The organism is Bradyrhizobium sp. UFLA03-84, assembly GCF_002289535.1.
In the GTDB taxonomy this organism is placed as follows: domain Bacteria; phylum Pseudomonadota; class Alphaproteobacteria; order Rhizobiales; family Xanthobacteraceae; genus Bradyrhizobium; species Bradyrhizobium viridifuturi.
In genome coordinates this window covers 1,103,734-1,129,129 of the sequence record NZ_NSJY01000014.1, presented here as the reverse complement: position 1 = coordinate 1,129,129, position 25,396 = coordinate 1,103,734, and the positions used below count along the sequence as shown (strand labels likewise).

At 64.4% G+C, this 25,396-nt stretch carries 21 protein-coding genes; 8 read left to right on the top strand and 13 right to left on the bottom strand.

The window, feature by feature from the left end; translation table 11 throughout:
• Positions 1-91 precede the first annotated feature (91 nt).
• Both CK489_RS26845 and CK489_RS26840 read left to right on the top strand, forming a co-directional pair.
• Complete coding sequence (locus CK489_RS26845; RefSeq protein ID WP_050629399.1) at positions 92-883, top strand: outer membrane protein; 792 nt, start codon at positions 92-94, stop codon at positions 881-883.
• A 198-nt stretch (positions 884-1,081) separates the two neighbouring features.
• Positions 1,082-1,852: a glucose 1-dehydrogenase gene (locus tag CK489_RS26840; protein WP_095734397.1), complete on the top strand. Its 771-nt coding sequence runs from the start codon at positions 1,082-1,084 to the stop codon at positions 1,850-1,852.
• Between the two features lie 73 nt (positions 1,853-1,925).
• Here CK489_RS26840 and CK489_RS26835 read toward each other — a convergent pair whose 3' ends face one another.
• The 3 genes from CK489_RS26835 to CK489_RS26825 form a co-directional block, all read right to left on the bottom strand.
• The gene (locus CK489_RS26835; protein ID WP_095734396.1) at positions 1,926-2,702 is read right to left on the bottom strand and encodes an outer membrane protein; all 777 of its coding nucleotides are present in this window, start codon (positions 2,700-2,702) and stop codon (positions 1,926-1,928) included.
• A 197-nt stretch (positions 2,703-2,899) separates the two neighbouring features.
• The gene (locus CK489_RS26830) at positions 2,900-4,144 is read right to left on the bottom strand and encodes an FAD-dependent oxidoreductase (protein WP_198961032.1); all 1,245 of its coding nucleotides are present in this window, start codon (positions 4,142-4,144) and stop codon (positions 2,900-2,902) included.
• A 65-nt stretch (positions 4,145-4,209) separates the two neighbouring features.
• Positions 4,210-5,712 carry a caspase family protein gene (locus CK489_RS26825; RefSeq protein WP_095734394.1) on the bottom strand — a complete coding sequence of 501 codons (1,503 nt, stop codon included), beginning with the start codon at positions 5,710-5,712 and terminating at the stop codon, positions 4,210-4,212.
• Between the two features lie 219 nt (positions 5,713-5,931).
• On the opposite strand from CK489_RS26825, the gene CK489_RS26820 reads away from it, so the two are divergent.
• The 6 genes from CK489_RS26820 (at position 5,932) to CK489_RS26795 (ending at position 15,975) form a co-directional block, all read left to right on the top strand.
• Positions 5,932-6,885 (top strand): AraC family transcriptional regulator, encoded by a 954-nt coding sequence (locus CK489_RS26820; protein WP_095734393.1) that lies wholly within the window; start codon positions 5,932-5,934, stop codon positions 6,883-6,885.
• A 115-nt stretch (positions 6,886-7,000) separates the two neighbouring features.
• Positions 7,001-7,615 carry a TetR/AcrR family transcriptional regulator gene (locus CK489_RS26815; protein WP_095734392.1) on the top strand — a complete coding sequence of 205 codons (615 nt, stop codon included), beginning with the start codon at positions 7,001-7,003 and terminating at the stop codon, positions 7,613-7,615.
• Between the two features lie 186 nt (positions 7,616-7,801).
• Complete coding sequence (locus CK489_RS26810) at positions 7,802-8,599, top strand: helix-turn-helix transcriptional regulator (protein WP_095734391.1); 798 nt, start codon at positions 7,802-7,804, stop codon at positions 8,597-8,599.
• Between the two features lie 153 nt (positions 8,600-8,752).
• A complete protein-coding gene (locus CK489_RS26805) occupies positions 8,753-12,601 on the top strand; it encodes an autotransporter outer membrane beta-barrel domain-containing protein (RefSeq protein WP_095734390.1) in 3,849 nt (1,282 codons plus the stop codon).
• Positions 12,602-13,120: 519 nt separating this feature from the next.
• Complete coding sequence (locus tag CK489_RS26800; protein WP_095734389.1) at positions 13,121-14,593, top strand: DEAD/DEAH box helicase; 1,473 nt, start codon at positions 13,121-13,123, stop codon at positions 14,591-14,593.
• A gap of 314 nt (positions 14,594-14,907) precedes the next feature.
• Positions 14,908-15,975: a GGDEF domain-containing protein gene (locus CK489_RS26795; protein WP_050629408.1), complete on the top strand. Its 1,068-nt coding sequence runs from the start codon at positions 14,908-14,910 to the stop codon at positions 15,973-15,975.
• A 238-nt stretch (positions 15,976-16,213) separates the two neighbouring features.
• On the opposite strand, the gene CK489_RS26790 is transcribed toward CK489_RS26795, so the two are convergent.
• The 10 genes from CK489_RS26790 to sufD all read right to left on the bottom strand — a co-directional run bounded on the left by CK489_RS26790 (position 16,214) and on the right by sufD (position 25,384).
• The gene (locus tag CK489_RS26790; protein ID WP_095734388.1) at positions 16,214-16,939 is read right to left on the bottom strand and encodes an ABC transporter ATP-binding protein; all 726 of its coding nucleotides are present in this window, start codon (positions 16,937-16,939) and stop codon (positions 16,214-16,216) included.
• The gene (locus CK489_RS26785; RefSeq protein WP_095734387.1) at positions 16,936-17,679 is read right to left on the bottom strand and encodes an ABC transporter ATP-binding protein; all 744 of its coding nucleotides are present in this window, start codon (positions 17,677-17,679) and stop codon (positions 16,936-16,938) included. Before CK489_RS26785 ends, CK489_RS26790 begins: the two co-directional genes overlap by 4 nt.
• Positions 17,680-17,681: 2 nt before the next feature.
• Positions 17,682-18,686, bottom strand: coding sequence for a branched-chain amino acid ABC transporter permease (locus CK489_RS26780; RefSeq protein ID WP_094194065.1), 1,005 nt, complete (start codon positions 18,684-18,686; stop codon positions 17,682-17,684).
• Positions 18,683-19,552, bottom strand: coding sequence for a branched-chain amino acid ABC transporter permease (locus tag CK489_RS26775; protein ID WP_050629411.1), 870 nt, complete (start codon positions 19,550-19,552; stop codon positions 18,683-18,685). The genes CK489_RS26780 and CK489_RS26775 overlap by 4 nt, the downstream gene beginning before the upstream one ends.
• 41 nt (positions 19,553-19,593) lie before the next feature.
• Positions 19,594-20,844, bottom strand: a complete 1,251-nt coding sequence (locus tag CK489_RS26770) for an ABC transporter substrate-binding protein (RefSeq protein WP_050629412.1) — start codon at positions 20,842-20,844, stop codon at positions 19,594-19,596.
• A 515-nt stretch (positions 20,845-21,359) separates the two neighbouring features.
• On the bottom strand, positions 21,360-21,839 hold the full coding sequence (locus tag CK489_RS26765; RefSeq protein ID WP_095734386.1) for a TfoX/Sxy family protein: 480 nt from the start codon (positions 21,837-21,839) through the stop codon (positions 21,360-21,362).
• 146 nt (positions 21,840-21,985) lie between these two features.
• Positions 21,986-22,375 carry a HesB/IscA family protein gene (locus CK489_RS26760; RefSeq protein ID WP_050629414.1) on the bottom strand — a complete coding sequence of 130 codons (390 nt, stop codon included), beginning with the start codon at positions 22,373-22,375 and terminating at the stop codon, positions 21,986-21,988.
• Positions 22,376-22,449: 74 nt separating this feature from the next.
• On the bottom strand, positions 22,450-22,821 hold the full coding sequence (locus CK489_RS26755; protein WP_021081118.1) for an SUF system Fe-S cluster assembly protein: 372 nt from the start codon (positions 22,819-22,821) through the stop codon (positions 22,450-22,452).
• Positions 22,818-24,065, bottom strand: coding sequence for a cysteine desulfurase (locus tag CK489_RS26750; protein WP_095734385.1), 1,248 nt, complete (start codon positions 24,063-24,065; stop codon positions 22,818-22,820). The genes CK489_RS26755 and CK489_RS26750 overlap by 4 nt, the downstream gene beginning before the upstream one ends.
• Positions 24,062-25,384 carry a Fe-S cluster assembly protein SufD gene (sufD, locus tag CK489_RS26745; protein WP_095734384.1) on the bottom strand — a complete coding sequence of 441 codons (1,323 nt, stop codon included), beginning with the start codon at positions 25,382-25,384 and terminating at the stop codon, positions 24,062-24,064. The genes CK489_RS26750 and sufD overlap by 4 nt, the downstream gene beginning before the upstream one ends.
• Between the last annotated feature and the right edge of the window lie 12 nt (positions 25,385-25,396).

The following is a 25,396-nucleotide window of genomic DNA, read 5'->3' as shown; positions in this document are numbered from 1 at the left end:
AACCACGTATAGTCCCCAACATGAGTTTCGGGAATCGGTGCCAGCGCACTCCCGTCAGCGACCCGATCGAACGCTAGTCGAGGATTTGGATATGAAGAAGATTTTGCTCGCTCTGACCGCGGTTGCTGCGATGACGGGTTCCGCGTCGGCTGCCGATCTGGCCGCCCGCCCCTACACCAAGGCTCCGGCCCCGATCGCGATGGCGCCGAGCTGGACCGGTTTCTACATCTTCGGCGGCGGCGGCGGTGGCGTCTGGGACGCTGACACCGGCGTGCAGTCGACCGTCACCGGCGCGCCGATCCTCGGCTTCAACCAGCGCCAGGGCGGCGATGGCTGGTACGGCACTGTCGGTGCCGGTTATGACTGGCAGACCGCCAACAGCTGGGTCCTCGGCGTATTCGCCGACGGTCAGTTCGGCAGCCTGAAGGGCACGATCCAGGATCAGGGCCTCGGCGTCGCCGGTACCATCAAGAACGACTATAACTGGGCCGTCGGTGCACGCCTCGGTTACCTGATCGCGCCGAACGTTCTGTCCTACGTCAACGCCGGCTACTCCAGCTCGCACTGGAAGGGCACCACCCTGTTCAACACCGCGACCGCGCTCCCGGTCGGCGGGCACACCGACGGCTTCGACCGCAGCGGCTGGTTCGTCGGCGGCGGCGTCGAGAACAACCTGAACATCTTCGGCATCACCGCGCCGGGCTGGTTCATGAAGACCGAATATCGCGCCGCCTACTACGACAGCAAGAACATCTCTGAGCTGGCTGACGTCACCAACATCTCGAACGGTCGCGACATCACCTTCAAGCCGCTGGTGCAGACCATCAGCACCTCGCTGGTCTATCGCTTCAACTGGACCGGTCCGGTTGTTGCCAAGTACTAAGCTACAGACTGATCCCTGCTGATCCAGCAGACGAAAAGCCCCGGCATTGTCCGGGGCTTTTTTGTTGCCTGAAGACTTTCGGGAGCAATCTCCCGCGCACCCTTTTGCTGCAGGGCCGACCGGCCGCGCCCGATCTGGTCAGGCCTGTGACGATCAGGCACTCTCGCGACCGGATTCAAACCACAGCGGACAACAACAATGAGAAACGGACAGTTTGATCTCTCGGGCCGGGTCGCGATCGTCACCGGCGGCAATGGCGGCATCGGGCTCGGCATGGCGCGGGGCCTGGCGGATGCCGGCGCGGCGGTTGCCGTGGTCGGCCGCAACGAGGCGAAATCGAAGGCCGCCGTCGAGGAGCTCGGCAAGCGCGGCGTCAAGGCGATCGCGGTGGCCACCGACGTCACCGACAAGGCCGCCGTCGCCGCCATGGTCGAACGGGTAATCGGCGAGCTCGGCCGGATCGACATCCTCGTCAACAACGCCGGCATGAGCATCCGCAAGCCGCCGCACGAGCTCGAGCTCGACGAGTGGAGCAAGGTGATCGACACCAACCTCACCAGCGCCTTCCTGTGCTCGAAGGCGGCCTACCCTGCGCTCAAGGTGTCGGGCCACGGCAAGATCATCAATATCGGTTCGATGATGTCGATCTTCGGCGCCAGCTTCGCTGCGGCCTATGCCGCGAGCAAGGGCGGCATCGTGCAGTACACCCGCGCCTGCGCCAACGCCTGGGCTCCCGACAACATCCAGGTCAACGCCATCCTTCCCGGCTGGATCGACACCGATCTGACCAAGGGCGCGCGTCAGCAGGTTGCCGGGCTGCACGAACGCGTGCTCGCGCGGACGCCGGCGGCGCGCTGGGGAGCGATCGACGACTTCGCCGGCATCGCCGTATTCCTGGCCTCGCCGGCGTCGGATTTCGTCACCGGCACCGCGATCCCGGTCGACGGCGGCTATTCGGTCATGGCCTGAGACCAACGCGCCCCAAAACACAAGAGCCCCGGCGCGCCGCCGGGGCTCTTGCATCCTGTTCGCCTCGTATAACTCAGTAGCGCGCGATCACCGGCGCGTCGAACTTGTAGTTCACGCGCACCACCGCCCACTGGATGTCTCGCGGCTTGGCGTCGAACGTATAGGTGCCCACCGCCGTGCCGGCGAGCTGATAGGTCTTGCGCTCGAACGCTGCGTAATTGTATTCGACGCCGATGGTCCAGTTGCGGGTGATGCCGTACTCCCAGCCCGCACCGACGGTCCAGCCGCTGGCCCAATGGGTCTGGCTGCCGGAGCCGGTCGCCGGCGGAACGTTGTCGACGACCGACAGGCGATTGTTCACGCCGGCATAGCCGCCCTTGAAATAGAGCAGATTGTTCTGGATCGCGTAGCCGGCGCGGCCGACGATCGTCGCCATCGCATTCGAGCGCCAGTTGAACTGATCGTCGCGGCCGGCGCCGAACACCGTGTTGGTGACGCGGCCGGAATTGTCGAGCCCGGAGATCGTGCCCTCGACGCCGAACACGAAGTTGTTGGCCTGCCAGTTGTAGCCGATCTGGCCGCCGCCCATGAAGCCCGAGCCGCGCTGCCGAAAGCCCTGGCCGGGTCCGAGATCGCCGAACACCGTCGTGTTCGCGCTGTTGACCCACTGCTCGTTGGTCCAGGCGCCGCCGAGATGGCCGCCGATGTAGAAGCCGGACCAGTTGTAGAGCGTTTCGACATAGGCCGGCGCCTTGGTGTAGGGACGCGCGGCGAGGTCGGCAGCCGCAGCGGCGCTGAGGCCGAGCGCGCTGGCTGCAGTCAAGGCGGCAATGAATTTGGCATGAAACACGGCGGCACCCCCAGGTTGTCTGATGGGCACAGCTTTCCAGGAGAGCCCTTACCAAAAGAAAACCGCCGGAACCGGCAGCGCAGATTCCGTGTCCGCCGGTTTCGAATCATGTCCCGCTGTTGCAGCTACGCAACTTCTAGCGGCCAGATTAAGCAGCTGTTATCCTTGATAAATTCCATCCAAAGCGTGGCCGCGCGTCAGCTCGCGGCCGGCGAATGCACGTGCTCCGGCCGCACCCCGACCGCGACGAGACGCGCCGTCAGGCCCTGCAGCCAGGGCATCGCCGTGATCAACCGCAGCGCGAACGGGACCGGCTGATCGCCTGCCTTCAGCGCGGCGCTGATGATGTTGTCCTGCGCGATCACCTGCATGCGCTGCGTCACACGCACCGGGAATTCGCGGCGCCGGCGCACCGCGTCGAGTTCATTTTCGGACGGCACGCCGTGAACGAGCTTCGCCGCCAGGACGTTGGCGGTCGCGACCGCGTCCTGCACCGCGAGGTTGACGCCGACGCCGCCGATCGGCGACATCGCGTGCGCGGCGTCGCCGATGCAGAGCAGGCCCGGAAGCGTCCAGCGCGTCAGCCGGTTGATCGCGACCGTGAGCAGCTTGACGTCGTCAAAGCTCTTCACGTCGGCGATGCCGGCTTTCAGGATCGGCGCCAGTCGCAGCACGTCGTCGAGCAGCGCCGGCAATCCCCTCGCCTTCACGGCCTCGTATTGCCCCTTGGCGATCACGTAGGCGCATTGCCAATAGTCGCCGCGGTCGAACGTCACCATCATCTTGCCGTGGTCGATGCGCGCGAACAAATTCTCGGTCTCGTCCGGACGCCGCCCGACGCGAAACCACAGCACGTCCATCGGCGCGCCGATCTCCTCGACGGCAAGACCGGCGCGCCCTCGCACGATCGAATGGCGGCCGTCGCAGCCGATCACAAGATCCGCCTCGATGTCGATCAGGCCATCCGGCGTGTTCGCACGCACGCCGGCAACCGCGTCGCCGCGCCGCATCAGGTCGGTCGCCTCCGCGTTCATCAGCACCTTCAGCGAGGCAAAACGCTTGCCGCTCTCGCGCAGGAAATTGAGAAAATCCCACTGCGGCATCATCGCGATGAAGGGATATTTGACGCTGAGGCGGCTGAGGTCGGCGATCCGCACCGAGGTGCCGCCGAACATGCCGTCGAGCTTCTGGATGTCCTGGTGCGGCAGCTTCAGGAAGCCGTCGATCAGACCGAGTTCGTCCATCACCTGCAGGGTCGAGGGGTGCACGGTGTCGCCGCGAAAGTCACGGAAGAAGTCGGCGTGCTTCTCCAGCACCACGACGTCGACCCCGGCGCGCCCGAGCAGATAGCCGAGCATCATGCCGGCCGGCCCGCCGCCGACCACGCAGCAGCGCACCTTCATCCGACGTGTGTTCGATCCTGCCGGATTGCCCGCATCCATGATCCTGTCCTTACGGTTGTCTCGCCGCACCCTTGGTAACGCGGGTCGGGCGACAAGGATGCAAACTATCGCCTGAAGGTCTTGATCTCCGACACGCTGCCGTCGCGATAGGTCAGCTCCACCGAGACCGATTTGGTCTGCGGCGCGAGCTTCAGATAGGGTTGCGCATCGGACGGGATCGCGCTCGGATCGCGCGAATTGCAGGGCGGCATCTTCAACACCTTGTCCGGCACGGCGCTGTCGATGCCGATCCGCACCTCGCGGATCGCGCAGCGATACGACATCAAGTGGGTGTAGTAGACCAGCAGCCCGTTGAACTCGCGGAACGACAGCCAGCTCGTCGCGGTCATGTCGAGAATCTTGCGCTGGTCGCGGATCAGCGCGGCGTCGGGATCGAACTTGATCGGGAACGGTCCCTGCATCTCGCCCTGGGTGTCGACATAGCGAAGCTCGATCGTGGCCGCCGGCGCGTCGGCCGGCAGCTCGATCGACGGATTGGGCATCCGCTTGCGCGTGCGCGGATCGAGCGTGTCCATGAAGCCGGTCTCGCGGAAATCGCCGCTGTCGCCGATCCGCCAGGAAATGCCGAGCGCCGGATCGGCGATCGAAAACACCACGGTCCAGCCGCCATTGTGCCGCGAGAAGCTCGCGATCGGCGCGTTGATCGAGTCCTCCTTCGGCAGCTTCGGCACCGATACCGGCGGCAGCGCAGCCACCTGCTGCGGCGGAGCGGACGGCTTGGCCGCTTCAGCCTTGGCGTTCCCGTTGGCGATCCCGTTCAGGAAGACGTCGTCGACCATCTGGTCGAAATAGACCGGGATCTGCTTGTGCTTGACGGTCTCGGCCATCTCGCTGACCAGGCGCCGCGTACGCTGGGCGACCTGCACGAGGTTCTCGCCGGGCTGCAACAGCTCCTTGGCAAAGGTCCGCGTGAACACCGAATTGGGATTGGCATCATCGTTCGACAGCCGGTCGAGCGCGGTCTGGCGCGGCCCGGCCGAGAACACCGAGAACACGCCTTCGGGCAGCTGCATCATCGGCGCAAGGCCACCGCCGCCGGCAACCGCGCGCGTGCCGGCCCGCTCGAACGGATTGTTGCGGCAGGCGTCGAACACCAGGATCGAGGTGCGCGCCTTCTTGTTCTGCAACCGCTCGATGATGCGGTCGGCGAGAACCGAGGCGTCGCGCACCAGCTCCTCCTGCCCTTCGGTCGCCGCCGGCACATCGGTCGGCAGCAGGAAGTTCTGGCCCGCGATCTCGAAGCCGTGACCGGCATAGAAGAAGAACGCGGTATCGCCGGGCTCCACGGCACGGTCGAACGCGAGCAAGGTCTCGGAGAACGCCTGCCGGTTCAGATTCTCGGCCACCATGACGTTGAAACCGAGCTGCTTCAGCGTGTCGCCCATGGTGCGGGCGTCGTTGACCGCCTTCTGCAGCTTGGGCACGTTCCTGTAGTCATTGTTGCCGATCACCAGCGCGACGCGCTTTTCGGCCTGGGCAGGCGCCGCCGATGCAACGAATGCGACCGCCAACAGGGTCGCCGAAAGTCTTGAAAGCCAGCTCTTCATCCCAATTCCCGCCTGCGCCGCGCGTGAGACCGCCGCCTAATAGTCGGATCAGCCGTTTGGCCGGTTCAAGGCCCGCGGCGGATGGCCGTCATGGCCGCCCATCCCTGGTGACCATGGGGCGCCCCACCCGTCCCAGGTCAAGTTTCTTTTTACGGCCCGCGTGATAGATTTGGGCCCTCACTCCCGCGCGAGCTCTCCACAGGTCCCAAGGGCTTTTCCGTGTACACATGGTCCACTGAGCAGGTCGATCCCCGGGATCGCTTCGACTATTGGCGCGAGGTGCGCGCCAAGGGGTTATTCGGTGTCACGGCCGAACTCGAGTCCGAGCACCGCCGCAACTTCTTCGGCGAGTTCTCGCTGCGCAAGCTCGGCGATGCCGCCCTGGTCGAGCTGCGGGCCTCGCCCTACCGCGTCGAGCGGCGCGCAGGCGATATCGCCGATGCAGCCAGCGACAGCCTGTGCATCTACCAGCAGCTCGGCGGCGGCGGCTGGTTCGGCGGCGCGCGGCTCGATGAGTTCGCGGTGCGCGACGGCATGTTCGCGACCAGCTATTCGGATCTGCCCTATCGCACTGTCCCGCTGCACGAGGACGGCTTCCACCTGCGCATCATCAAGATCCCGGTGACCGACATCGTCCCGCCGGGCGCCGAGCTCGGCGAACTCGTCGCCAGGCCCGTGCAGGATGAGACTGCGCTGCAGCCGCTGCTGGAATCATGCTTCCACGACCTCGTCGACGGTAACGATGCCGCGGCGGCGGACCCGGCCCCGATGGTGCAGGCGCTGGCCCATATCGCACTGATCGAGCGCGGTATCATGCGGCCAAAGAGCCGGCTTGCGCAGCAGGCGTTGCGAACCGCCCACCTGTCGCTGGCCCGCCGCCTCATCCGGCGCCATCTGTCGAATGCTGCAATGACGCCGGGCCTGATAGCCGGCCTGCTCGGCATCTCGGTCCGTCACCTGCACATCCTGTTCGAGGAGACGGAGAAGAGTTTCTCGGAGACCGTCACCGCGCTTCGGCTCGCACAAAGCCGCCGCCTGCTCCGCGAGCAGTCCGGCCAGACCATCGCCGAGGTTGCCTTTGCCTGCGGCTTCGAAAGCCTTGCGACGTTCTACCGCCTCTTCAATGCCTCGGAATCGATGACGCCGGGCGACTACCGGGCCCGCCTGGCCTGAGCGTCCACCCGGACGCGCAGGCGCACCGGGCTCTTGCGGGTTGCTAAAGCGCGCTGATGCCCGTAATCGGGATTCCCGGCGTCACGCGCCGTTCCTCGTCGTCCCCGGACTCCTGATGTCGAAGAAGATGATCAAGCCTGGTCCCGACCTGCTGACGCAGGTCAATCAGGCTTTTCTCGACTACGGCTACAGCGGGCTGTCGATGGTCGGGCTGGCCAAGGCCTGCGGCTTCACACAGCGCGCGCTGTACTACTACTTCAGCAACAAGGAAGAGGCGTTTCGCGCCGTGATCGCCTGGCGCCACGTCGAGGACGTCGCGCTCGCGCTGGAGGCCGGCCGATCGGTGCGGGCAAAGGGCGGCGGCGCGCTGGATATCTTCGCGACGATTCTCGACGTCCGCTACGGCGAGACGCGACGCCGCCTCACCGGCTCGCCGCACACCGTCGAGCTCAATGCCGAGGCCTTCAAGCGCTGCCGCGACTTGATGGTCAAATCTGCCGTCTCGTTCCAGGCCGATCTGGAAAGACTGGTGATCGACTTGCAGGCCGCGCGGCTGCTGAAGCTGAACGGTGAGTTCACGCCGGAGCAGATCGCACAGGCGCTTGCCGACGGGGCGCGCGCCGTCAACCAGGCATTGCCGCCGATCGCGCGCGACGACTTCTCGGCCCGCTACCGCCAGATGTGCGCCATGGTGCTCTACGGCTGCGCCGTGATGCCGAAGCGGAAGTAATCCGCGCGACCACCGGCGCGCAGCCGGCGCTGATCCACAAACCCCTCCGACAATCGGCCATCAGGCGCCGGCCGGACCGTTTCGCCGGCCTACCGATAAGTTTTGGCACGTGTTAGCTATTTCATATTTTACATTACTATGTGAAATATACGATATTGCATCGCAAGACCTTTTGGGGAGTCTCGAATGGCTGACACGGGGCAAACGGACGATCCGGCCGACCGTCGCGCGATCCGGCATCCTCTGGATCGAAGTGAACAGCCTGCGCGCATTGAGAAGATAATTTCCGTCGACTTCGCCAGAACCGCGCTGGCGCTTCGCCCGGTCTCGGCACAGCCGATTTCCTTACCTGCGAGGCGCGCTCTGATGCAGAGCGAGGGGTTTTGCACGATGCGCACAAAGCTTGAGGACGGCACGCACACGCGCGCCGGCGATGCCGTGGATCAGACCGCAGCTCTCGAGCTTGCCCGTCGGGGTTCTCCGACGACCGGCAATCGCGGCTGGGCACCGCTGCTCGAAGCCTGCCTTGCCGACTTCAAGGACGCGACGGAGGCCGGAGATACGGTGAGCATTCCTGCGCTGGTTAAGATCGTGGCCGACCTTGCGCTGATCGAGCGCGGCGCGATCAGGCCGGGCAGCCGCCGCGCGCAACAGGCGCTGCGCGTCGGCCGGCTCAGCCTCGCGCGCCGTCTGATCACCCGCCACCTCGCGAAGCCCGCGCTGTCGCCGGGCATGGTCGCCGACATGCTCGGCGTCTCGGTCCGCTATCTGCACGTCCTGTTCGAAGCGACCGGAGCGAGCTTCTCGCAGACCGTCACCGCCCAGCGCCTGAGCGAGAGCCGCAAGCTGCTGTGCGAAAAGCCGCCGCGGCCGATCGCCGATGTCGCCCTCACCTGCGGGTTCGGCAGCCTCGCGACCTTCTACCGGATCTTCAGCGCTTCCGAAGGCCTGACGCCCGGTGAATACCGGGCTGCGGGGCTCTAGCCGCGACAACGACCTGATGAGGCCATACGGCCACAGTTGGCTGCATTTTCGCAGCAAGTCCGCTTTGGATCGACGGTATGCGCGCACTGAGAAGACGGCGCACGAACGTTGCGCCAGAAACAACCAGTTACATTGGCATGCGGGGGCAAGGTCATGGCGAGCGGCGGCAGGCCGGGGATGTGGCGCGGCGCGCTGCTTGGATCGGCGTCGTTGATCGCGCTGAGCTCCACGGCAGAGGCTGCGGTCTATTGCACGGGCGTCGGCACCGCCAACGTGCTCTGCGATGCCGCCCATCCATCGGACGGCGGACTCAACACGAGTTTCGGCGGTGATCTCACGGTCAACATCAACGCCGGCGCCGGGATCACGACCCGCGGCGTGACCGCGAGCAGCAGCGGCAACCTCACTTTCAATCACAATGACCCCGCAGGCATCACGGCACACCAGCCGTACAATGGCATCGGCCTCTCCGCCCTCGGCACGATCACCTACACGGGATCGGCCGACGTCACCGCCGACGGGTACGCGATCACTGCCGGGATCGGCAACGGTCTGACCTCCATTACACAGACCGCCGGCACGATCAGGGGCGGCACCGGCATCCAGGCCATGGGCAGCGGACCGAATGCCAGCGTCAACATCAACACGGTTGGAAGCCAGATCGTGGCCGGCCTTGGAATCTACGTCCTGACCGACGGCAGCCAATCCGATGTCACGATCGCGACAGGCGCAGTCACCGGCACTGCGCCCATGGGCGCCAGCGCAATCTTCGCCCGGATGGGACAGAGCCTCCATACTGCGCGCAATCTTTCCGTCACCACCAACGGCGCGATCGTCGGCGACATCTATCTTCAGAACGGCGGCGTCGGCACTGTCGACCTCACCACCAATGCGAGCGTCTCGGGCAACATCACCCTCGAGGGAAACAATTCGGCGAACACCAGCGCGTTCACGGTGAAGCTCAATCAGGATGTCAACGGCTCCGTGACCTTGCAGAACTACGGTACCGGCACCACGACGGTCCGAACGCACAGCATCACCGGCGGGACGCTTTCGGTGTCCGCCGGCGGCGGTGCCAACAACAGCCTTGTCGTGGACGGCAATATTGCCAGGGGAAGCGGCCCCGATACGGCCTACTACGGCGCCCTCGCGTCCGTCGTCTTCTCTGCCGCCAGCGGCACCAACACCGCGACCTTCAATGGCGACATTTCCGGAACCTTCGACACCAGGACGTCGACCTCCGCTTCGGCCGGTGGCACGGTCGTCGGCCTCGCGGCCCGGCTGGGAAGTTCATCGAGCAACGGATCGGCGACACTGAATGCCAACGGATCGATCACGGTCACCGGCATGACAAGGTCCGGCTACGTCGCAAATGTGACCGGAGCGTCCCTGTCGGCCTCCGGCGTGGTCCCGGTCGACTTCAACCTGCACGGCGCAGTGACGGCAACATCGATCAGCGACATTGCGTCGGCAGTTGCTGGCATCAGCATGGTACAAAACAATCTGGGCGCAGTTCGGTTGACCGCCGACGGCGCCGTGACGGCGACCGCGATCGGCGCTGGCAGCACGGCCACCGGAATCAGCGCGTCAGGCAGCAGCTTTGCTCCGAGCAACATCAACACCGGCACGCTCACCGTTCACGCCAATGGCGATGTGAGCGCGACTTCGGACGGCGCCGCAATCGGCATCACGCTGAACCGTGGCAGCACCAGATTCGCTGCCCTGACCGCGGGGCTGGGCGGCATCGATCTCGATACCAAGGGGACCGTGAGCGCAACCTCGGCAAGCGCGGCGGCGATCGGCATCAGCGGCGTCATCGTCAATGGCGCCGACAACGCCGCAGCGCTGTCGCTGCGCGCCGAGGGCAATGTGATTGCGAGCGGCAAGGCGGCCGGAAGCTACGGCATCTTCGCCCAGCGCGATGGTCTCGGCGACATCAGGATCGAGGCGCTTGCCGGCGTGCAGAGTTCGGGCATCGGCATCGCCGCCTCGCGCTCGACGCCGGGCAACATCTTCATCACGACCGGGACGTCAGTCACCGGCACCACCGGCATCGTGACGTCGGGCGGCACCACCACGCTGATCGCCAACGGCACCATCACCGGCACCGGCGGCACTGCCGTTCAGTTCGGCGGCACCAACGATGTGCTGCAGGTGCAGTCCGGCGCCGTGTTCAACGGCAACATCGTCGGCAGCGGCACCAGTATCGTGCAGTTCGGCGGAACGACCGCGTCGAGTTTCGATCTCTCGAAACTTGGTATTGGCTTTTCCAATTTCGGGGTTCTTGCCGGCTCGAACTGGAGCTTCACCGGCAGCAATTCGAGCTTTGCCGGGACCGTCAACGTCGACAGCATGTTCATCCTCAACGGCGCAATGCCGAATGCCAATGTCACGGTCGGCCCGAGCGGGACCCTCGGCGGCAACGGCACGATCGGCAACACTGTGATCAGCGGCACGCTGTCGCCCGGCAATTCGCCGGGGACCATCACGATGGCGAGCCTGACGATGACGACGGCGGCAACCTATCTGGTGCAAGTCACGAACACGGTCAGCGACAAGGCGGTCGTGACGGGCACCGCCAACATCGCCGGCAACGTCATTGTGCAACCGCTCGAACGGATCACCAGGAAGATCACCTACACGATCGTCAACGCGGGAACGTTGAGCGGTACCTTCGGCTCGGCAAGCCTGTTGCTCGCCAACAACCTCGCGCGCAATCCGGTGCTGAGCTATGTCGGCAACGACGTGCTGCTGTCGGTCGATCCCGGCCTGCTCTCCCCGATCCTGCCGGCCAACGCGGGCGGCAATCACAGGAGCGTCGCAGGCGCGATCGACAACAGCCTGCTCGGCGGCGGCAATCTCTCCAGCGCCTTCAGCGCGATCTTCAACCTGTCGGGCGACAATCTGCTGAACGGCCTGACCCAGCTCTCCGGCGAGAGCGCGGCCGGATCGCAGCAGACCACGTTCAACGCCATGAACCAGTTCATAGGCACGATGCTCGATCCCTTCGTCGACGGCCGCGGCGCCACGGCGACGCCGGCCGGCGCGACGCCTTACGCTGACGACAATTCGCTGGCCTATGCGGCAAAGCATCCGACCGGCGACGCCACCGCCGCGATCTATCGCAAGGCGCCGGTTGCACAGGGCTATGATCCGCGCTGGAGCATGTGGGCGGCGGCCTACGGCGGCTCACAGTCCACCGACGGCAACACCGCACTCGGCTCGAACAACACCACGAGCCAGGTGTTCGGCACCGCCATCGGTGCCGACTATCGCTTCTCCCCGAACACCATCGCCGGCTTCGCGCTCGCCGGCGGCGGGACCAATTTCAGCGTCGCCAACAGCGGCGGCGGCCGCTCCGACCTGTTCCAGGCCGGCGCTTTCATCCGGCACAATATCGGCGCGGCGTATCTTGCAGGTGCGTTGGCCTATGGCTGGCAGGACGTCACGACGGATCGCACCGTGATGGTCGGCAGCGTCGATCGCCTGCGTGCCGAGTTCAAGGCCAATGCCTGGTCGGGGCGCGCCGAGGGCGGCTATCGCTTCGTCGCGCCATGGATCGGCGGCATCGGCCTCACGCCCTATGCCGCCGGCCAGTTCACGACGTTCCGGCTTCCGGGCTACGCCGAGCAGGCCATCGTCGGCGCCAACACCTTTGCGCTCGCCTACAACGCCAAGAGCGTCACCGACAGCCGCAGCGAGCTCGGCCTGCGCGCCGACAAATCCTTCGCGCTGTCGGATGCCGTGCTGACGCTGCGCGGCCGCGCCGCCTGGGCGCATGATTTCAATCCCGACCGCAGCATCGCCGCGACATTCCAGACCCTGCCCGGTGCAAGCTTCGTCGTGAGCGGCGCGGCGCAGGCCGCCGACTCCGCGCTCACCACCGCCTCCGCCGAACTGAAATGGGCAAACGGCTGGTCGGCACTCGCAAGCTTCGAGGGCGAGTTCTCCAACGTGACCCGCTCCTACGCCGGCAAGGGTGTGGTCCGTTATGCGTGGTAGCGCCATCCCGATCCGCGGCGGAGCTGTCACATGTGGCTATAGGCCATGACGACGTGGAAACGTGCATCTGCACGATTTCTGAATATTAGAAAAGTACCCGCGAGTTGCCCGACGTGTCAACCTGCCTGGTCGAACGCCGGCCGCCCGCCGCCTCCTTTGCTTTGCATGGGGTTGTTTTCGATATTTTGGCGACGCGCCCCTCGCAAAGGCGGCGCGGGGTCTCGTCATCGGATCTGGGACTGGCGATTCATTTGACCGCCAAATGACGGAAATGGCGGTTATTTTGGCGAAAACGTTAAGGTTTTTCGGATATCCGGCCGGTTCCAAGATTGACTTTACCGGTTTCGCCCCTATGTTGCGGGGCAACGCGGCCCTCGGATCGAAACGCGATTCGTCAGGTTTGCCGTCCGTCAGCGTTAGTCAGAGCCCCCGAGCTTTATAGAAGAGCGAGCCGTTTCGGGGCCGAACGCGACAGCCTTTTACCTTCGATTCCGAACGGCGGTTTCGACCAGAGGCTCAATGTCTTTTTCCAATCTAGGCCTGTCCGATAAGGTCCAAGCCGCAGTTGCGGCCACCGGTTACACCACCCCCACCCCCATCCAGGAACAGGCAATCCCGCACGTTCTCGCCCGGCGCGACGTGCTCGGCATTGCCCAGACCGGCACCGGCAAGACCGCTGCCTTCGTTCTTCCGATGCTCACCATCCTCGAGAAGGGCCGCGCCCGGGCACGGATGCCCCGCACCCTGATCCTCGAGCCGACCCGCGAGCTTGCCGCGCAGGTGAAGGAGAACTTCGACAAATACGGCGCCGGCCAGAAGCTCAACGTGGCCCTCTTGATCGGCGGCGTCTCGTTCGGCGACCAGGACTCCAAGCTGATGCGCGGCGTCGACGTCCTGATCGCAACCCCCGGCCGCCTGCTCGACCACACCGAACGCGGCGGACTGCTGCTCACCGGCGTCGAGCTGCTGGTGATCGACGAAGCCGACCGCATGCTCGACATGGGCTTCATCCCCGACATCGAGCGCATCTGCAAGCTCGTCCCGTTCACGCGGCAGACCCTGTTCTTCACCGCGACGATGCCGCCGGAAATCAGCCGCATCACCGAAGCGTTCCTGCACAACCCGGCCCGGATCGAAGTCTCCAAGCCCGCAACGACTGCGGTGACCGTGACCCAATCCCAGGTGCCGGCCGGCCGCGAGCCGCACGAGAAGCGCGAGATCCTCCGCCGCCTGCTGCGCGACGCCAAGGACCTCAACAACGCGATTATCTTCTGCAATCGCAAGCGCGAAGTCGCCGTCCTTCACAAATCGCTGCAGAAGCACGGCTTCAGCGTCGGCGCCCTGCATGGCGACATGGACCAGAGCGCACGCATGGCCGCGCTCGATCAATTCCGCAAGGGCGAGCTGCCCCTGCTGGTGGCCTCCGACGTCGCCGCCCGCGGCCTCGATATCCCGGCCGTCAGCCACGTCTTCAATTTCGATGTGCCGCATCATCCCGACGACTACGTCCATCGCATCGGCCGCACCGGCCGCGCCGGACGCACCGGCACTGCGATCTCCATCGTCACCCCGCTCGACAGCAAGTCGATGGCCGCGATCGAGAAGCTGATCGGCCAGCAGATCCCGCGCACCGAGGGCGACTACACCGTTCACAGCGAAGCCGGCGACGAGGATGCCGCGCCGCGCCGCTCGCGCAGCCGCGACGGTTCGCGCGAGGGTGCCCGTGGCGGCCGCAAGCCGCGGCGTGAGCGCGAAGCGCGCCACGGCGAACGCGAGCCGCGTCACGACCAGGAGCCCCGCCAGGAGCGTGCAGCCAAGCCGGAGCGCGAGCCGCGCCATGGCCGCGGCAACTCGCCTCAGGCTGCTCCGTCGCACGTGCCGTCGATCGGGCGAGCCGAGCCTCGGCGGCCGCAGCGCGAGGTCGACCACGAGCCCGCCGATCATTCGCACCTGCCCGCCTTCCTGCTGCGACCGGTGCGCGCACGCGCCTGAGGCTTGCCGTGCAGCCGCCGCGCCAGCGGCGGCAATCCGGACCGTTGACGTTGCCCCCTAGCTGTCACCGCACCTGCTGATCTCCGGCGTTTGAAGCAAATGCGTGCGGTTTTCGTATCGCACTGGCACGCAAGCGAAATGCTGCCGAAAGCCGCATGCGAACGCGACAGCGGAAGGTGCATCAACGACAGTCACGGCCGGCGTCCCGTAGTTCTACTGTTTACCTTGCCTTCACTCTCGTCCCGTACCCTCGCCCCAATAATTTAGTCATTGCTGCCGGGCACGACCGGCATGGGCGCATTGAGGACGTAACAGTGGTCAAACTGCTGGACGAACACGAACGTACGTTGGCCTTTGCCGAAGTCGCGCTTGGTCAGATCCGCTCGCTTCGCCAGACTGCCGTCCCCCGCAACTATGAGATCTGGTACGTCTACGCGACCGGATACAACGCTCCGCTCAACAAGGTCATCAACGAGACGCTGGCGCGCAGCGGCAAGCTCTCTGAATCCGATCTCGAGCAGATCTACGAAACCTACCTTTCGCACATCAAGACCTCGGACCGCATCGACAAGGTCGGTGCCCGCGTCATCGGCGAGATCGATGCCGTCATGAAGCTGATCACCGATGCGCTCGGCGTGTCCGCGACCTATGACGCCAGCCTCGTCGGCGCCAGCGACCGCCTCTCGACCGCGACGACCCGCGACCAGATCAAGACCATCGTCGAGGGGCTCGCCAAATCAACCCGCGAGATGCGCGAGACCAACCAGGCGCTGGAGAACCGGCTTGCGCTGTCGAAGTCGGAGATCAACGAGCTGCAGCACAGCCTCGAGGCGATCCGCGCCGAAAGCCTGACCGATCCGCTCACCGGTCTCGGCAACCGGAAATATTTCGACCGCTCGATGGACATGGCGGTGCAGGCGGCATTGGCCAGCGGCGAGCCGCTGTCGCTCCTGATGTTCGACATCGACCATTTCAAGTCGTTCAACGATTCCTACGGCCATCTCACCGGCGATCAGGTGCTGCGGCTGGTGGCGCAGTCGCTGAAGCAGACCATCAAGGGTCAGGACATCACCGCCCGCTACGGCGGCGAAGAATTCGCCGTGGTGCTGCCCAACACCGCCCTGCGCCAGGCGCTGACGGTCGCCGACCATATCCGCCGCGCCGTGATGGCGAAAGAATTGAAGAAGAAGTCGACCGGCGAGATCCTCGGCCGCGTCACGATCTCGGTCGGCGTCTCCATGCTGAAGCCGACCGACGATACGGATGCGCTGATCGAGCGCGCCGATGCCTGCCTCTACGCCGCCAAGCGCGCCGGCCGCAACCGCGTGATCTGCGAGGCCGATCCGGAATTCAGTGCCGAGACCCAGACCCGCGTCGCGTGACCTGGAAGCGGGATAGAGAGACGCGACCGCGTCCGATCCCGCCATCCTTCATTTCGTCGCAAGTTCAAGGCATGCCGTCTCAGACCTGCCTTCGATGGAAGCGATAGAGCAGCACGCCAAGAGCGGTAGTAGCGATTGCGTAGAACAGCATGACATCGACGTTCGGATGTCCTTCGAGAAGCGTCAGCATGTTTTCCCTCCTGGCTATCGCGAGGCCGACCTGGCGCCGCATACGGCCTCAAATGTCGCTCGTGACCCATTCCTTCGCACTGGCACCGGCCATCGAGCGGACGCGCTCCTCGTCGCCGGCGAGTTCGGCTGCACTGCCGCTGTAGATGATCGCACCATCATCAAGCACGTAAGCGCGATCGGCGACGGCAAGACTGACCCGGACATTCTGTTCGACCAGCAGGATCGAGATTCCCTCCTGGCGCATTGTCTTGATGATCTGAAAGACTTCCTTGACGATCAGGGGAGCAAGTCCCTGGCTCGGCTCATCGAGCAGGAGAAGTTTTGGGTTGAGCAGCAAGGCTCTCGCGATCGAAAGCATCTCCTGCTCGCCGCCGGAAAGCTGCCGGCCGCGATTGTCCCGTCGTTCGGCGAGGCGCGGGAAGGTCTCGAAGACGCGCGTGGTATTCCATGGACCGGGGCGCACGGCGGGAACCCGCAAATTGTCCTCGACGGACAGGTTGGCGAAGATCTTGCGCCCCTCCGGCACGTAACCTACGCCGAGTCCCGCCACCCGATAGGGTGACATGCGCGTCGCATCTGTCCCGAACAGCCTTACATTGCCCTCGCGGGGTGGTGTCAGCCCCATGATGCTGCGCAGCGTCGTCGTCTTGCCGGCGCCATTGCGGCCAAGCAGAACGACAATCTCGCCCTCTTTCACCGTCAGGCCGACATCGTGAAGGATGTGGCTCTTGCCGTAGAACGTCTGCAAGCCCGCGACCTCCAGCGGCGTCATCGGCTCTCTCCAAGATAAGCGGCCTGCACCGCCTCTGAGGCGGCGATCTCGTCGGGCTTTCCTTCGGCAAGCAAGCCGCCCTGATCGAGCACCGTGATGTAATCGGCCAGGTGAAACACCACGCGCATGTCGTGCTCGATCAACACAATGGTGTAGTTCCTCTCCCTGTGCAGACGGCGAATGAGCGTCGTGATCTCGTACGTTTCCTGATCACCCATGCCGGCCGTCGGTTCATCGAGCAGCAGCAAGCGCGGAAGCTGCGCCAGCGCCATTGCAATCTCGGTGGTCCGCTGGTCGCCGTGGGAGAGTTCTCCCACCAGGCGGTCCGCTTTGGCCGTGAGTCCGACAAGCGCCAGCATCTCGGCTGCGACGTCGTTGGCCAGCTTGGCGTCGGCCCGGTTTGGCAGCATGTGCAGGGTCTGGCCCGCCTTGACCTCGGCCGCGGTGAGCACGTTCTCGTGGACGGTCAGCTCCGGAAAGACCTCGGTGATCTGGAAAGTGCGCCCCATGGCGAGCGCAACCCGCTGATGCGCGGGCACGTGCGTCACGTCCTCGCCCTGAAACAGGATCGATCCCTTCGTCGGCGGAAAGTAACCGCTGATCATGTTGAAGAACGTCGTCTTCCCCGCCCCGTTCGGGCCGATGATGGCGCGCAATTCGCCGGTCTTCACCGACATCGACACGTCCTTCACGGCAACGAGATTGCCGAAACGCTTCGTGATGTTCCGAACCTCGAGCATCGCTACGCCGATCCGCGGATCCGCCGCATGCCGAGCAAGCCGCGCGGAAAGAACAGGACAACCAGCACGAAAATCGCGCCGACAAAGGACATCCAGTTCACGGTCATCGACGAGATGTAATCCTGCAGCACCACGAACAACGCCGCACCGACCAGCGGCCCCCAGAACGTCCGCATGCCACCCATCACGCACATGACGACGAAATAGCCCGATAGCGAGTAGTGCAACGCCAGAGGATCGGCGAAGTTGTTGAGCAAGGCATAGAGCGTGCCCGCAAGCGCGGTGAAGAAGCAGGAGATCGAGAACGACAGCCAGATCTGACGTTCGACCGGGATCGCCAGGAAGCGCGCACGACGCTCATTTTCCCGGATCGCCCGCAACGTATGGCCGAACGGCGAGCGCACCAGAAGGCCCATCAGGCCGACGGCAGCCGCGAAGACGGCGAGAAGGAAGAAATAGAAGCGATCGCCACCTTGGGCGATGTCGAGCGTCAGCCGGCCAAATCCGATCGGCTCGCGGTGGAAGTCGCGCAAGCCATCAAAGCCTCCGGTGAAGTCATTCCAGCTATAGGCCAGGTAGTACCAAAGCTGCCCGAACGCGATGGTGCACATCGCAAAATAGACGCCGCGGCGGCGAACGATCAGGAGGCCGAACAGGCTGCCTGCCAACCCACCCAGGAGCGTTCCCAACAGCATGGCGAGCGGAGTGCTGTGCGCGAGATACCGCAACGTGAGGCCGGCGCCATAGGCGCCGAGTCCGAAATAGGCGGCATGGCCGAAACTGAGGACGCCCGTGAAGCCGAGCAGCAGGTTCAGTCCCATCGCGGCCAGTCCGAACACCAGCACGCGCCCCGCGAGCGCCGTGTAGCCACCAAGCAACGGGAGCCAGTACGGAACCGCGATCAGGACGGCCCAGACCAGGATGAGCACACCCCATCGCGGGACGATCGGGCTCCGCCTGGCCGCGACCGAAGTGATGGCCGGGCTCGTGCCGACGTCGGTGCTCATGCCATCATTCCTTCCTCGCCCATCAGGCCCCGCGGACGAACCAGAAGGACGATCATCATGATCGCGTAGATCACGGCCTCGCTTCCGGCCGGAAAGAATACCGTCGTAAGCGCCGCCGCCACGCCGATCAGCAGCCCGCCAAACAGCGTGCCGATCAGGCTCCCGACGCCGCCGACGATGATCGCGATGAAGCTCGGCATCAGCAGATCATCGCCCATGTTGGGATTGAGGCCGATCTGGCCGGCGGCGAGCACCCCGCTGAGACCGGCCAGCAAGCAGCCAAGCGCGAAATTGAAAGTTCGCAACAGGCTGATATTGACGCCGAGCGAAGCCACCGTCTCGAGATCGAGCGTGCCGGCCCGGATGCGTATGCCGATGCGCGTGTAGCGAAGGAACGCGAACAACCCGAGCACGGCGACGATAACGACCGCGACCATGAAGACGCGATACCAGGTGATGAAGAACAGGGTTGGATTGATCGGCTGCGACAGGAACTCGGGCAATCCGAGCGGCAGCCCGTTGGGTCCCCAGATGAAGCGGGCGGCATCCTGCATCACGAAGGCGAAGCCGAACGTCAGCAGCAGGCTGTAGACCGGATCGCGATTGTAGACGCGCCGGATCATCAACCGCTCGACCGCGAGACCGATCAGCGCCGTGATCAGGGGCGCGACCAATAACGCCCCCCAGTAACCGAGCGTCGGCGACAAGGTGAAAGCAAGATAGCCGCCGAGCGCCAGGAAGTTGCCGTGAGAGAAGTTGATGACGTTGCTGAGATTGAGGATCAGCGACAGGCCCAACGCCATCAGCACATAGAACGCGCCGATGATGAGACCATTGGTGACGTTGAACAGTATGACCTGGATCATCCGCCCCTCCGGGCCGCCGATTGTTCAGCCAATGGGTCGGGTCAGGCCGGCTCCACCATCTTGCAGCCGGTGTCAGCCACGGACCCTGCGGCCTCTTCGCCAGGGACGAGCGTCGCGGCCGTGAACACGTCATCCGGCGAGGACTTCGACGGGTGCACTTCGCCGACAAAGATGTTCGGCATCAATTCATGATCTCCGGCCCGGTAGCGCACCTTTCCCGGCTGCAATGCAACGTCGGGCGGCAGTTCGAGGTCCTCGAGCGCCTTCGCCATTTTCGGGCCTTCCAGCGATTTCGCCCTCTCGGCGGCAAGCCGGACCGTGTGCATCGCCACGTAGCCGAACCAGTCGCGGGCGGACGGCGTCTTCTTGGTGGCCGCGCGGAAATCGCTCACGAACTTCACGACCTCGGGTACGTTGGGTTGATTCCACCACCACTCCATTGTCCACCAGCCGGTCTGAGCATCGGGCGGACATCCCTTGATGCTCTCGAGTTCGAACAACGCGCCCCCGAGCGCCATCTCCTTCTGCATTCCGAACTGCGTGAACTGCTTCATGCAATTGATCTGGGTCAGGCCCCCCATGTTGTTGAGCAGGACATTCGGCTTGTAGGCCTTGGCCTTGATCAGCGTCGCCGAGAAATCGGTGTTGTTGATCGGGAGCATGTCTCCCTCGTACGTCCCGCCGGCCTTCTTCAGCGCCTTGATGAAGGCGTCCTGCAACGTGTGCCCGTATGCGTAATCCGGCGTGACGAAGAACCACTTCTTGCCAAACTTCTTCACCAGTTCCGGCGTGACCGCGTTGGCGTCCATCGTCGTGGTATTGCAGATGCGGAAGACATTCCATTTGCAGTTCGTGCCGGTGATCGGATCAGTGTGACCGCCCGGAACGATGTGGAAGACCTTCTTCTCGTTGGTCACTTGCGACATCGCATAGGCGATGCCGGAATTCACGTCGCCGAGAATCACAGCGACATTGTCCCGATCGATCAGCTTTCGGGTCTTCTGCACGCCGGTGCCGACGTCGTTCGCGGAGTCTTCGACCAGAAGCTGGACCTGGCGACCCAAAATGCCGCCCTTCTTGTTGATGTCGGATTCGGCGTATCTGGCGCCGTCAACCTCGCTTTGAGCCAGCGCGGAAAGCACGCCGGTCAGAGGATTGACCATTCCGATCTTGATCGGTTCGTCCGCCAACGACTTGACGATGAATGGCACACCAATCACCTGGCTTCCAGCCAGAGCGAATCCGGACTTGATGAGCGTACGACGATTGATCGAAAGCCGAATCGTAGCCATTTACGTACCTCCCGGTTTTGTCGTCTTTTTTGCGAACGCTATTTCATGAAGACAAACTCATTCCTGCTGCCCCAAATGATCCCGAAGAGATCACAGTCTCGAAGACCAAGGGCGATTTGACATCGCTGTTAGGAATTGGGCGCGCGGCGCGGCTCTCGGCTCTTCCTGCATCGCAGGATGCGGCAGCTACGGCGCTCCGATGCGGCAGATTGCCTCACTCCTTCCGAAGCACAAATTCGCAATTCGTCTAACTTTGCTGCGGTTGTCCCGTCTCGACTAACGGACACGCCGTGTTCGACTTGCTGCCGTGCAGCATCGGACGTTCGCCGCAACATAAACTTTGCGAAGGAATCCCGATCGCTCGGGAAAAATGAATCGGACATCGCCCGCGGCGCATCGCAAACGTCCGATACGGCTACCGCATCGTGCGGAAGAGCGCGAAGCGGCCTTCCGGAAAAATCATGCTCGAACAAGAATCCAAAGCGCGATGATGCATCACCCGATTGCATCGTGCTTTAGCGAGTCCGGCGCACCCGCTTCGCTTTGCTTCGGCTGGATTTCTTTTTCGGGTGCGCTTTCCGGAGCGACGGTCGTTTTGTAGCGGGCTTCTTCACCGGCTCGCTGCTCAAAACCGTCTTCGCGTGAGGTTTCGCCTTGCGCGTGCGCGGCCGCTTGCGCAACGCCGCACGTTGGGCGGCGCCGAGCGCAAGGCGTGCCCAGACGGCAAGCTCCTCGGCATCGTCGAACAGCCGCGCCGGCAGCTGCCAATAGGAGTTCACCGTGACCGTCTTCGAACTCGTCTGGTACTGGAACGGCTTCGAGCCCTCCGCCTCGAATTGCGGGATGGTCTCTTCGTCGGCGCGGAAGTAGAGCCCGGCACGCAAGGCCAGCGCGAAGTTGGTGCCGTCGGCGGAGATACCGTAACCGGAGAACATCCGGCGCAGCGTGACCGGGCCGAAATCGACGAACAGGTCGGTGAGAAATTCACGGTCCATGTGCCCACCCTCATTGCAGCGCAACCGGACACGCCTGCCGAGCCCGCTGGCTGAGCAGTATGGTCGACGAGTACGTCGACACGCAACGATGGTGGCATCTGGTTCAAAGCGCGAGCGCGATTGCGCGCTCGCCGGTGCGGCAGCGATCAGACCGTCGCCGGCTTGAGCTGCACCGATTCGCCGCAGCCGCAGGCGGAGACCTGGTTCGGGTTGTTGAACACGAACTGGGCCTGCATCTTGTCGGCCACGTAGTCCATCTCGGTGCCGAGCAGGAACAGCACGGCCTTCGGATCGACCAGGATCTTGACGCCCTTGTCCTCGACCACCTCGTCGGTCGGGCGGATTTCATGGGCGTATTCGACGGTGTAGGACTGACCGGCGCAGCCGCCGTTCTTGATGCCGACGCGCAGGCCGACGATCTCGGAATCGGCGCGCTTGGTGAGCTCGCTGATCCGCTCCGCCGCCGCGTCGGTCAGCTTCATGACCTGCGGTCGCGGCCGCTTCGGCTTGGCTGGGGTTGGTGAAGCTTGCGTCATGTCACTCATGTGGTCAGTCCCAGCGGCAAATCAATTGCCGATCTTCTCGAGCCTAAGTCCAATCCCCTAACGCATCACCACATATTGAGGACGAGGCGCGCCTCGTCCGACATCCGATCCGGCGTCCAAGCCGGATCCCAGACCAGATTGACGTTGACGACACCGACGCCGGGAACGCTGGCAACCGCGTTCTCGACCATGGTCGGCAGTTCGCCGGCAGCCGGGCAGTTCGGCGTGGTCAGGGTCATCAGGATGTCGACCGAACGATCATCCTTCAGGTCGACCTTGTAGATCAGGCCGAGCTCGTAGATGTCGGCCGGGATTTCCGGGTCGAACACCGTCTTCAGCGCCGCGACGATCTCGCCGCTCATGCGCTCGGTCTCCTCCGCCGGCAGTGCCGAGGTGGTTTCCATGGTGGCGGTCTTGACTTCGGCTGTATCGGTCATGCGAACAATTCCCGCGCCTTGATCAGCGCCTGCGCCAAATGGTCGACTTCTTCCCTTGTATTATACATCCCGAAGGATGCACGGCAGGTAGCCGTCACGTTGAACCGCTCTAAAAGCGGCATCACGCAATGCGTGCCGGCGCGCACCGCGATGCCCTGGCGGTCGATCACGGTCGCGACGTCGTGTGGGTGCGCTCCCTTCATCTCGAAGGAGATCACCGGGCCCTTGTTGCGGGCGGTTCCGATCACCCGCAGCGAATTGATCTCGCGCAGGCGATCCTGCGCATAGGTGAGCAAATCATGCTCATGCGCGGCGATCCGCTCCTTGCCGATGGAATTGACGTAGTCGATCGCGGCGCCGAGCCCGATCGCCTCGACGATCGGCGGCGTCCCGGCCTCGAACTTGTGTGGCGGATCGCCATAGGTGACCCAGTCCTTGGCCACTTCGCGGATCATCTCGCCGCCGCCGTTGAACGGCCGCATCGCGACCAGATGCTCGTGCTTGGCGTAGAGCGCGCCGATGCCGGTCGGCCCGTACACCTTGTGGCCGGTAAAGGCATAGAAATCGCAGTCGAGGTCCTGGACGTCGATCGGCAGATGCACCGCGCCCTGCGCGCCGTCGACCAGCACCGGAATGCCGCGGGCGTGCGCCAGCCGGATCACCTCCTTGACCGGGACCAGCGTGCCCAGCGCGTTCGACATCTGAGTGATGGCGACGATCTTGGTGCGCGACGTCAGGAGCTTCTCGAATTCCTCGATCAGGAAGTTGCCTTCATCGTCGACCGGCGCCCACTTGATCACGGCACCCTGGCGCTCCCTGAGGAAGTGCCACGGCACGATGTTGGAGTGGTGCTCCATGATCGAGAGGACGATCTCGTCGCCCTCCTTGATGTTCTCTCCGCCCCAGGACGACGCCACCAGATTGATCGCCTCGGTGACGTTGCGGGTGAAGATGATCTCCTCACTGCGGCGCGCGTTGATGAACTGCGCGACCTTGCCGCGGGCGCCCTCATAGGCCTCGGTCGCGGCATTGGCGAGGTAGTGCAGGCCGCGATGCACGTTGGCGTATTCGCTCTTGTAGGCCTCGGTCATGCGGTCGAGCACCGCATTCGGCTTCTGCGCCGAGGCCGCGTTGTCGAGATAGACCAGCGGCTTGCCGTAGATCTGCATGGCGAGCGCCGGGAAATCCTGCCGCACCAGCGCGACGTCGTAAGAACCGTTGGCGACCGCCTTGTGCATGCTCACGCCCTCGCCTCCAGCCAGCGCTGCGCGGTGGCAATTGCTACCTCCCGCAACGCGTCGCTGGCAATGCTTTCGATCGCTTCGCCGACAAAGGCCTGGATCAGAAGCGCCTGCGCTTCCTTCTCGGGCAGTCCGCGGGCGCGCATGTAGAACAGCAAGCTCTCGTCGAGCGCACCGGTGGTCGCACCGTGACCGCAGGTGACGTCGTCGGCGAAGATCTCGAGCTCCGGCTTGTTGTCGGCTTCCGCGTCGTCGGACAGCAGCAGCGCGCGCGTCATCATCTTGGCGTCGGTCTTCTGCGCGTCCGGACGGACGATGATGCGGCCCTGGAATACGGAATGGGCGCGGTCGTCGACGACGGCACGGAAGATCTCGCGGCTCGCGCAGTGCGGCACCGCGTGATCCATGAACAGCGTGGTGTCGGCGTGTTGCGTGCCGTTGATCAGATTGACGCCGTTGGTTTCGACCTTCGAGCCCTCGCCGGCGCAGGTCACCGTCAGCTGGTAGCGGCTGACATGACCGCCCGAGGTCAGGCCGAAGGTGTTGAAATGGGCGTGGGCGCCGAGCGACACCGTCGCAGAGGAAATGTTGAAGGCATCGACGCTGTCTTCGACCAGACGCACGTGATCGAGCCGTGCGTTGTCCCCGATCGAAACGATCAGCCCGTCATGGGCCTGATAGGCCTTGGCGCCCTCGCCGGCGAGATAGCTCTCGACCAGCGTCACGCCGGCATCGCGGCCGAGCCGGAGCAGCGAACGCGTGAACATCGAGGCCGGGGCCGTTCCGGATGCGACGTGTACGATGTGCAGCGGCTGCACCAGCACCGTGCCGTCCGCGACCTCGATGACGACGCCATCGGTCGCCATCGCACCGTTCAGCGCAATCATCGGATTGGAGACGTCGGTCGCGATGGCCTGCGTCGAGAGTGCGCCGTCGCCGGCGTCGAGCACCTCGCGCAGCGGGCGGATGCTGATGCCCTTGTCGAGATTGCCGAGATCGGAGAGATCAGCGGCGAACGCGCCATCGACCAGCACCAGGCGGCGTACGCCGTCGATCGCCCGCAGCTTGACGGCGGCAGCAGCGCGACCCAGCGCCGCGGCATCCGGCGCAGGCGCGAGCGGCAGCACCTCGCGCATCAGCGCGCGCAGGTCAGTGTATTTCCAATCCTCGATCCGGCGATGCGGCAGGCCCAAGCGCTCATAGGCCTCGAACGCCTGGCGGCGCTGATCGGCGATCTTGCCCTTGCCCGGCAGACGGTCGCGCGCGACGGCGAATGCATCGCTCAGCGCGCGCCCGGTCTCGGTCTTTGCGACAACGTTCATCTGAGAACCCGT

Coding starts and splice junctions, on each gene's coding strand:
- CK489_RS26780 (WP_094194065.1), bottom strand. CDS start 18,686: ATGAGCACCGACGTCGGCACGAGCCCGGCCATCACTTCGGTCGCGGCC.
- CK489_RS26810 (WP_095734391.1), top strand. CDS start 7,802: ATGGCTGACACGGGGCAAACGGACGATCCGGCCGACCGTCGCGCGATC.
- CK489_RS26790 (WP_095734388.1), bottom strand. CDS start 16,939: ATGACGCCGCTGGAGGTCGCGGGCTTGCAGACGTTCTACGGCAAGAGC.
- CK489_RS26785 (WP_095734387.1), bottom strand. CDS start 17,679: ATGCTCGAGGTTCGGAACATCACGAAGCGTTTCGGCAATCTCGTTGCC.
- sufD (WP_095734384.1), bottom strand. CDS start 25,384: ATGAACGTTGTCGCAAAGACCGAGACCGGGCGCGCGCTGAGCGATGCA.
- CK489_RS26840 (WP_095734397.1), top strand. CDS start 1,082: ATGAGAAACGGACAGTTTGATCTCTCGGGCCGGGTCGCGATCGTCACC.
- CK489_RS26755 (WP_021081118.1), bottom strand. CDS start 22,821: ATGACCGATACAGCCGAAGTCAAGACCGCCACCATGGAAACCACCTCG.
- CK489_RS26760 (WP_050629414.1), bottom strand. CDS start 22,375: ATGACGCAAGCTTCACCAACCCCAGCCAAGCCGAAGCGGCCGCGACCG.
- CK489_RS26830 (WP_198961032.1), bottom strand. CDS start 4,144: ATGGATGCGGGCAATCCGGCAGGATCGAACACACGTCGGATGAAGGTG.
- CK489_RS26800 (WP_095734389.1), top strand. CDS start 13,121: ATGTCTTTTTCCAATCTAGGCCTGTCCGATAAGGTCCAAGCCGCAGTT.
- CK489_RS26770 (WP_050629412.1), bottom strand. CDS start 20,844: ATGGCTACGATTCGGCTTTCGATCAATCGTCGTACGCTCATCAAGTCC.
- CK489_RS26805 (WP_095734390.1), top strand. CDS start 8,753: ATGGCGAGCGGCGGCAGGCCGGGGATGTGGCGCGGCGCGCTGCTTGGA.
- CK489_RS26845 (WP_050629399.1), top strand. CDS start 92: ATGAAGAAGATTTTGCTCGCTCTGACCGCGGTTGCTGCGATGACGGGT.
- CK489_RS26765 (WP_095734386.1), bottom strand. CDS start 21,839: ATGGACCGTGAATTTCTCACCGACCTGTTCGTCGATTTCGGCCCGGTC.
- CK489_RS26815 (WP_095734392.1), top strand. CDS start 7,001: ATGTCGAAGAAGATGATCAAGCCTGGTCCCGACCTGCTGACGCAGGTC.
- CK489_RS26775 (WP_050629411.1), bottom strand. CDS start 19,552: ATGATCCAGGTCATACTGTTCAACGTCACCAATGGTCTCATCATCGGC.
- CK489_RS26825 (WP_095734394.1), bottom strand. CDS start 5,712: ATGAAGAGCTGGCTTTCAAGACTTTCGGCGACCCTGTTGGCGGTCGCA.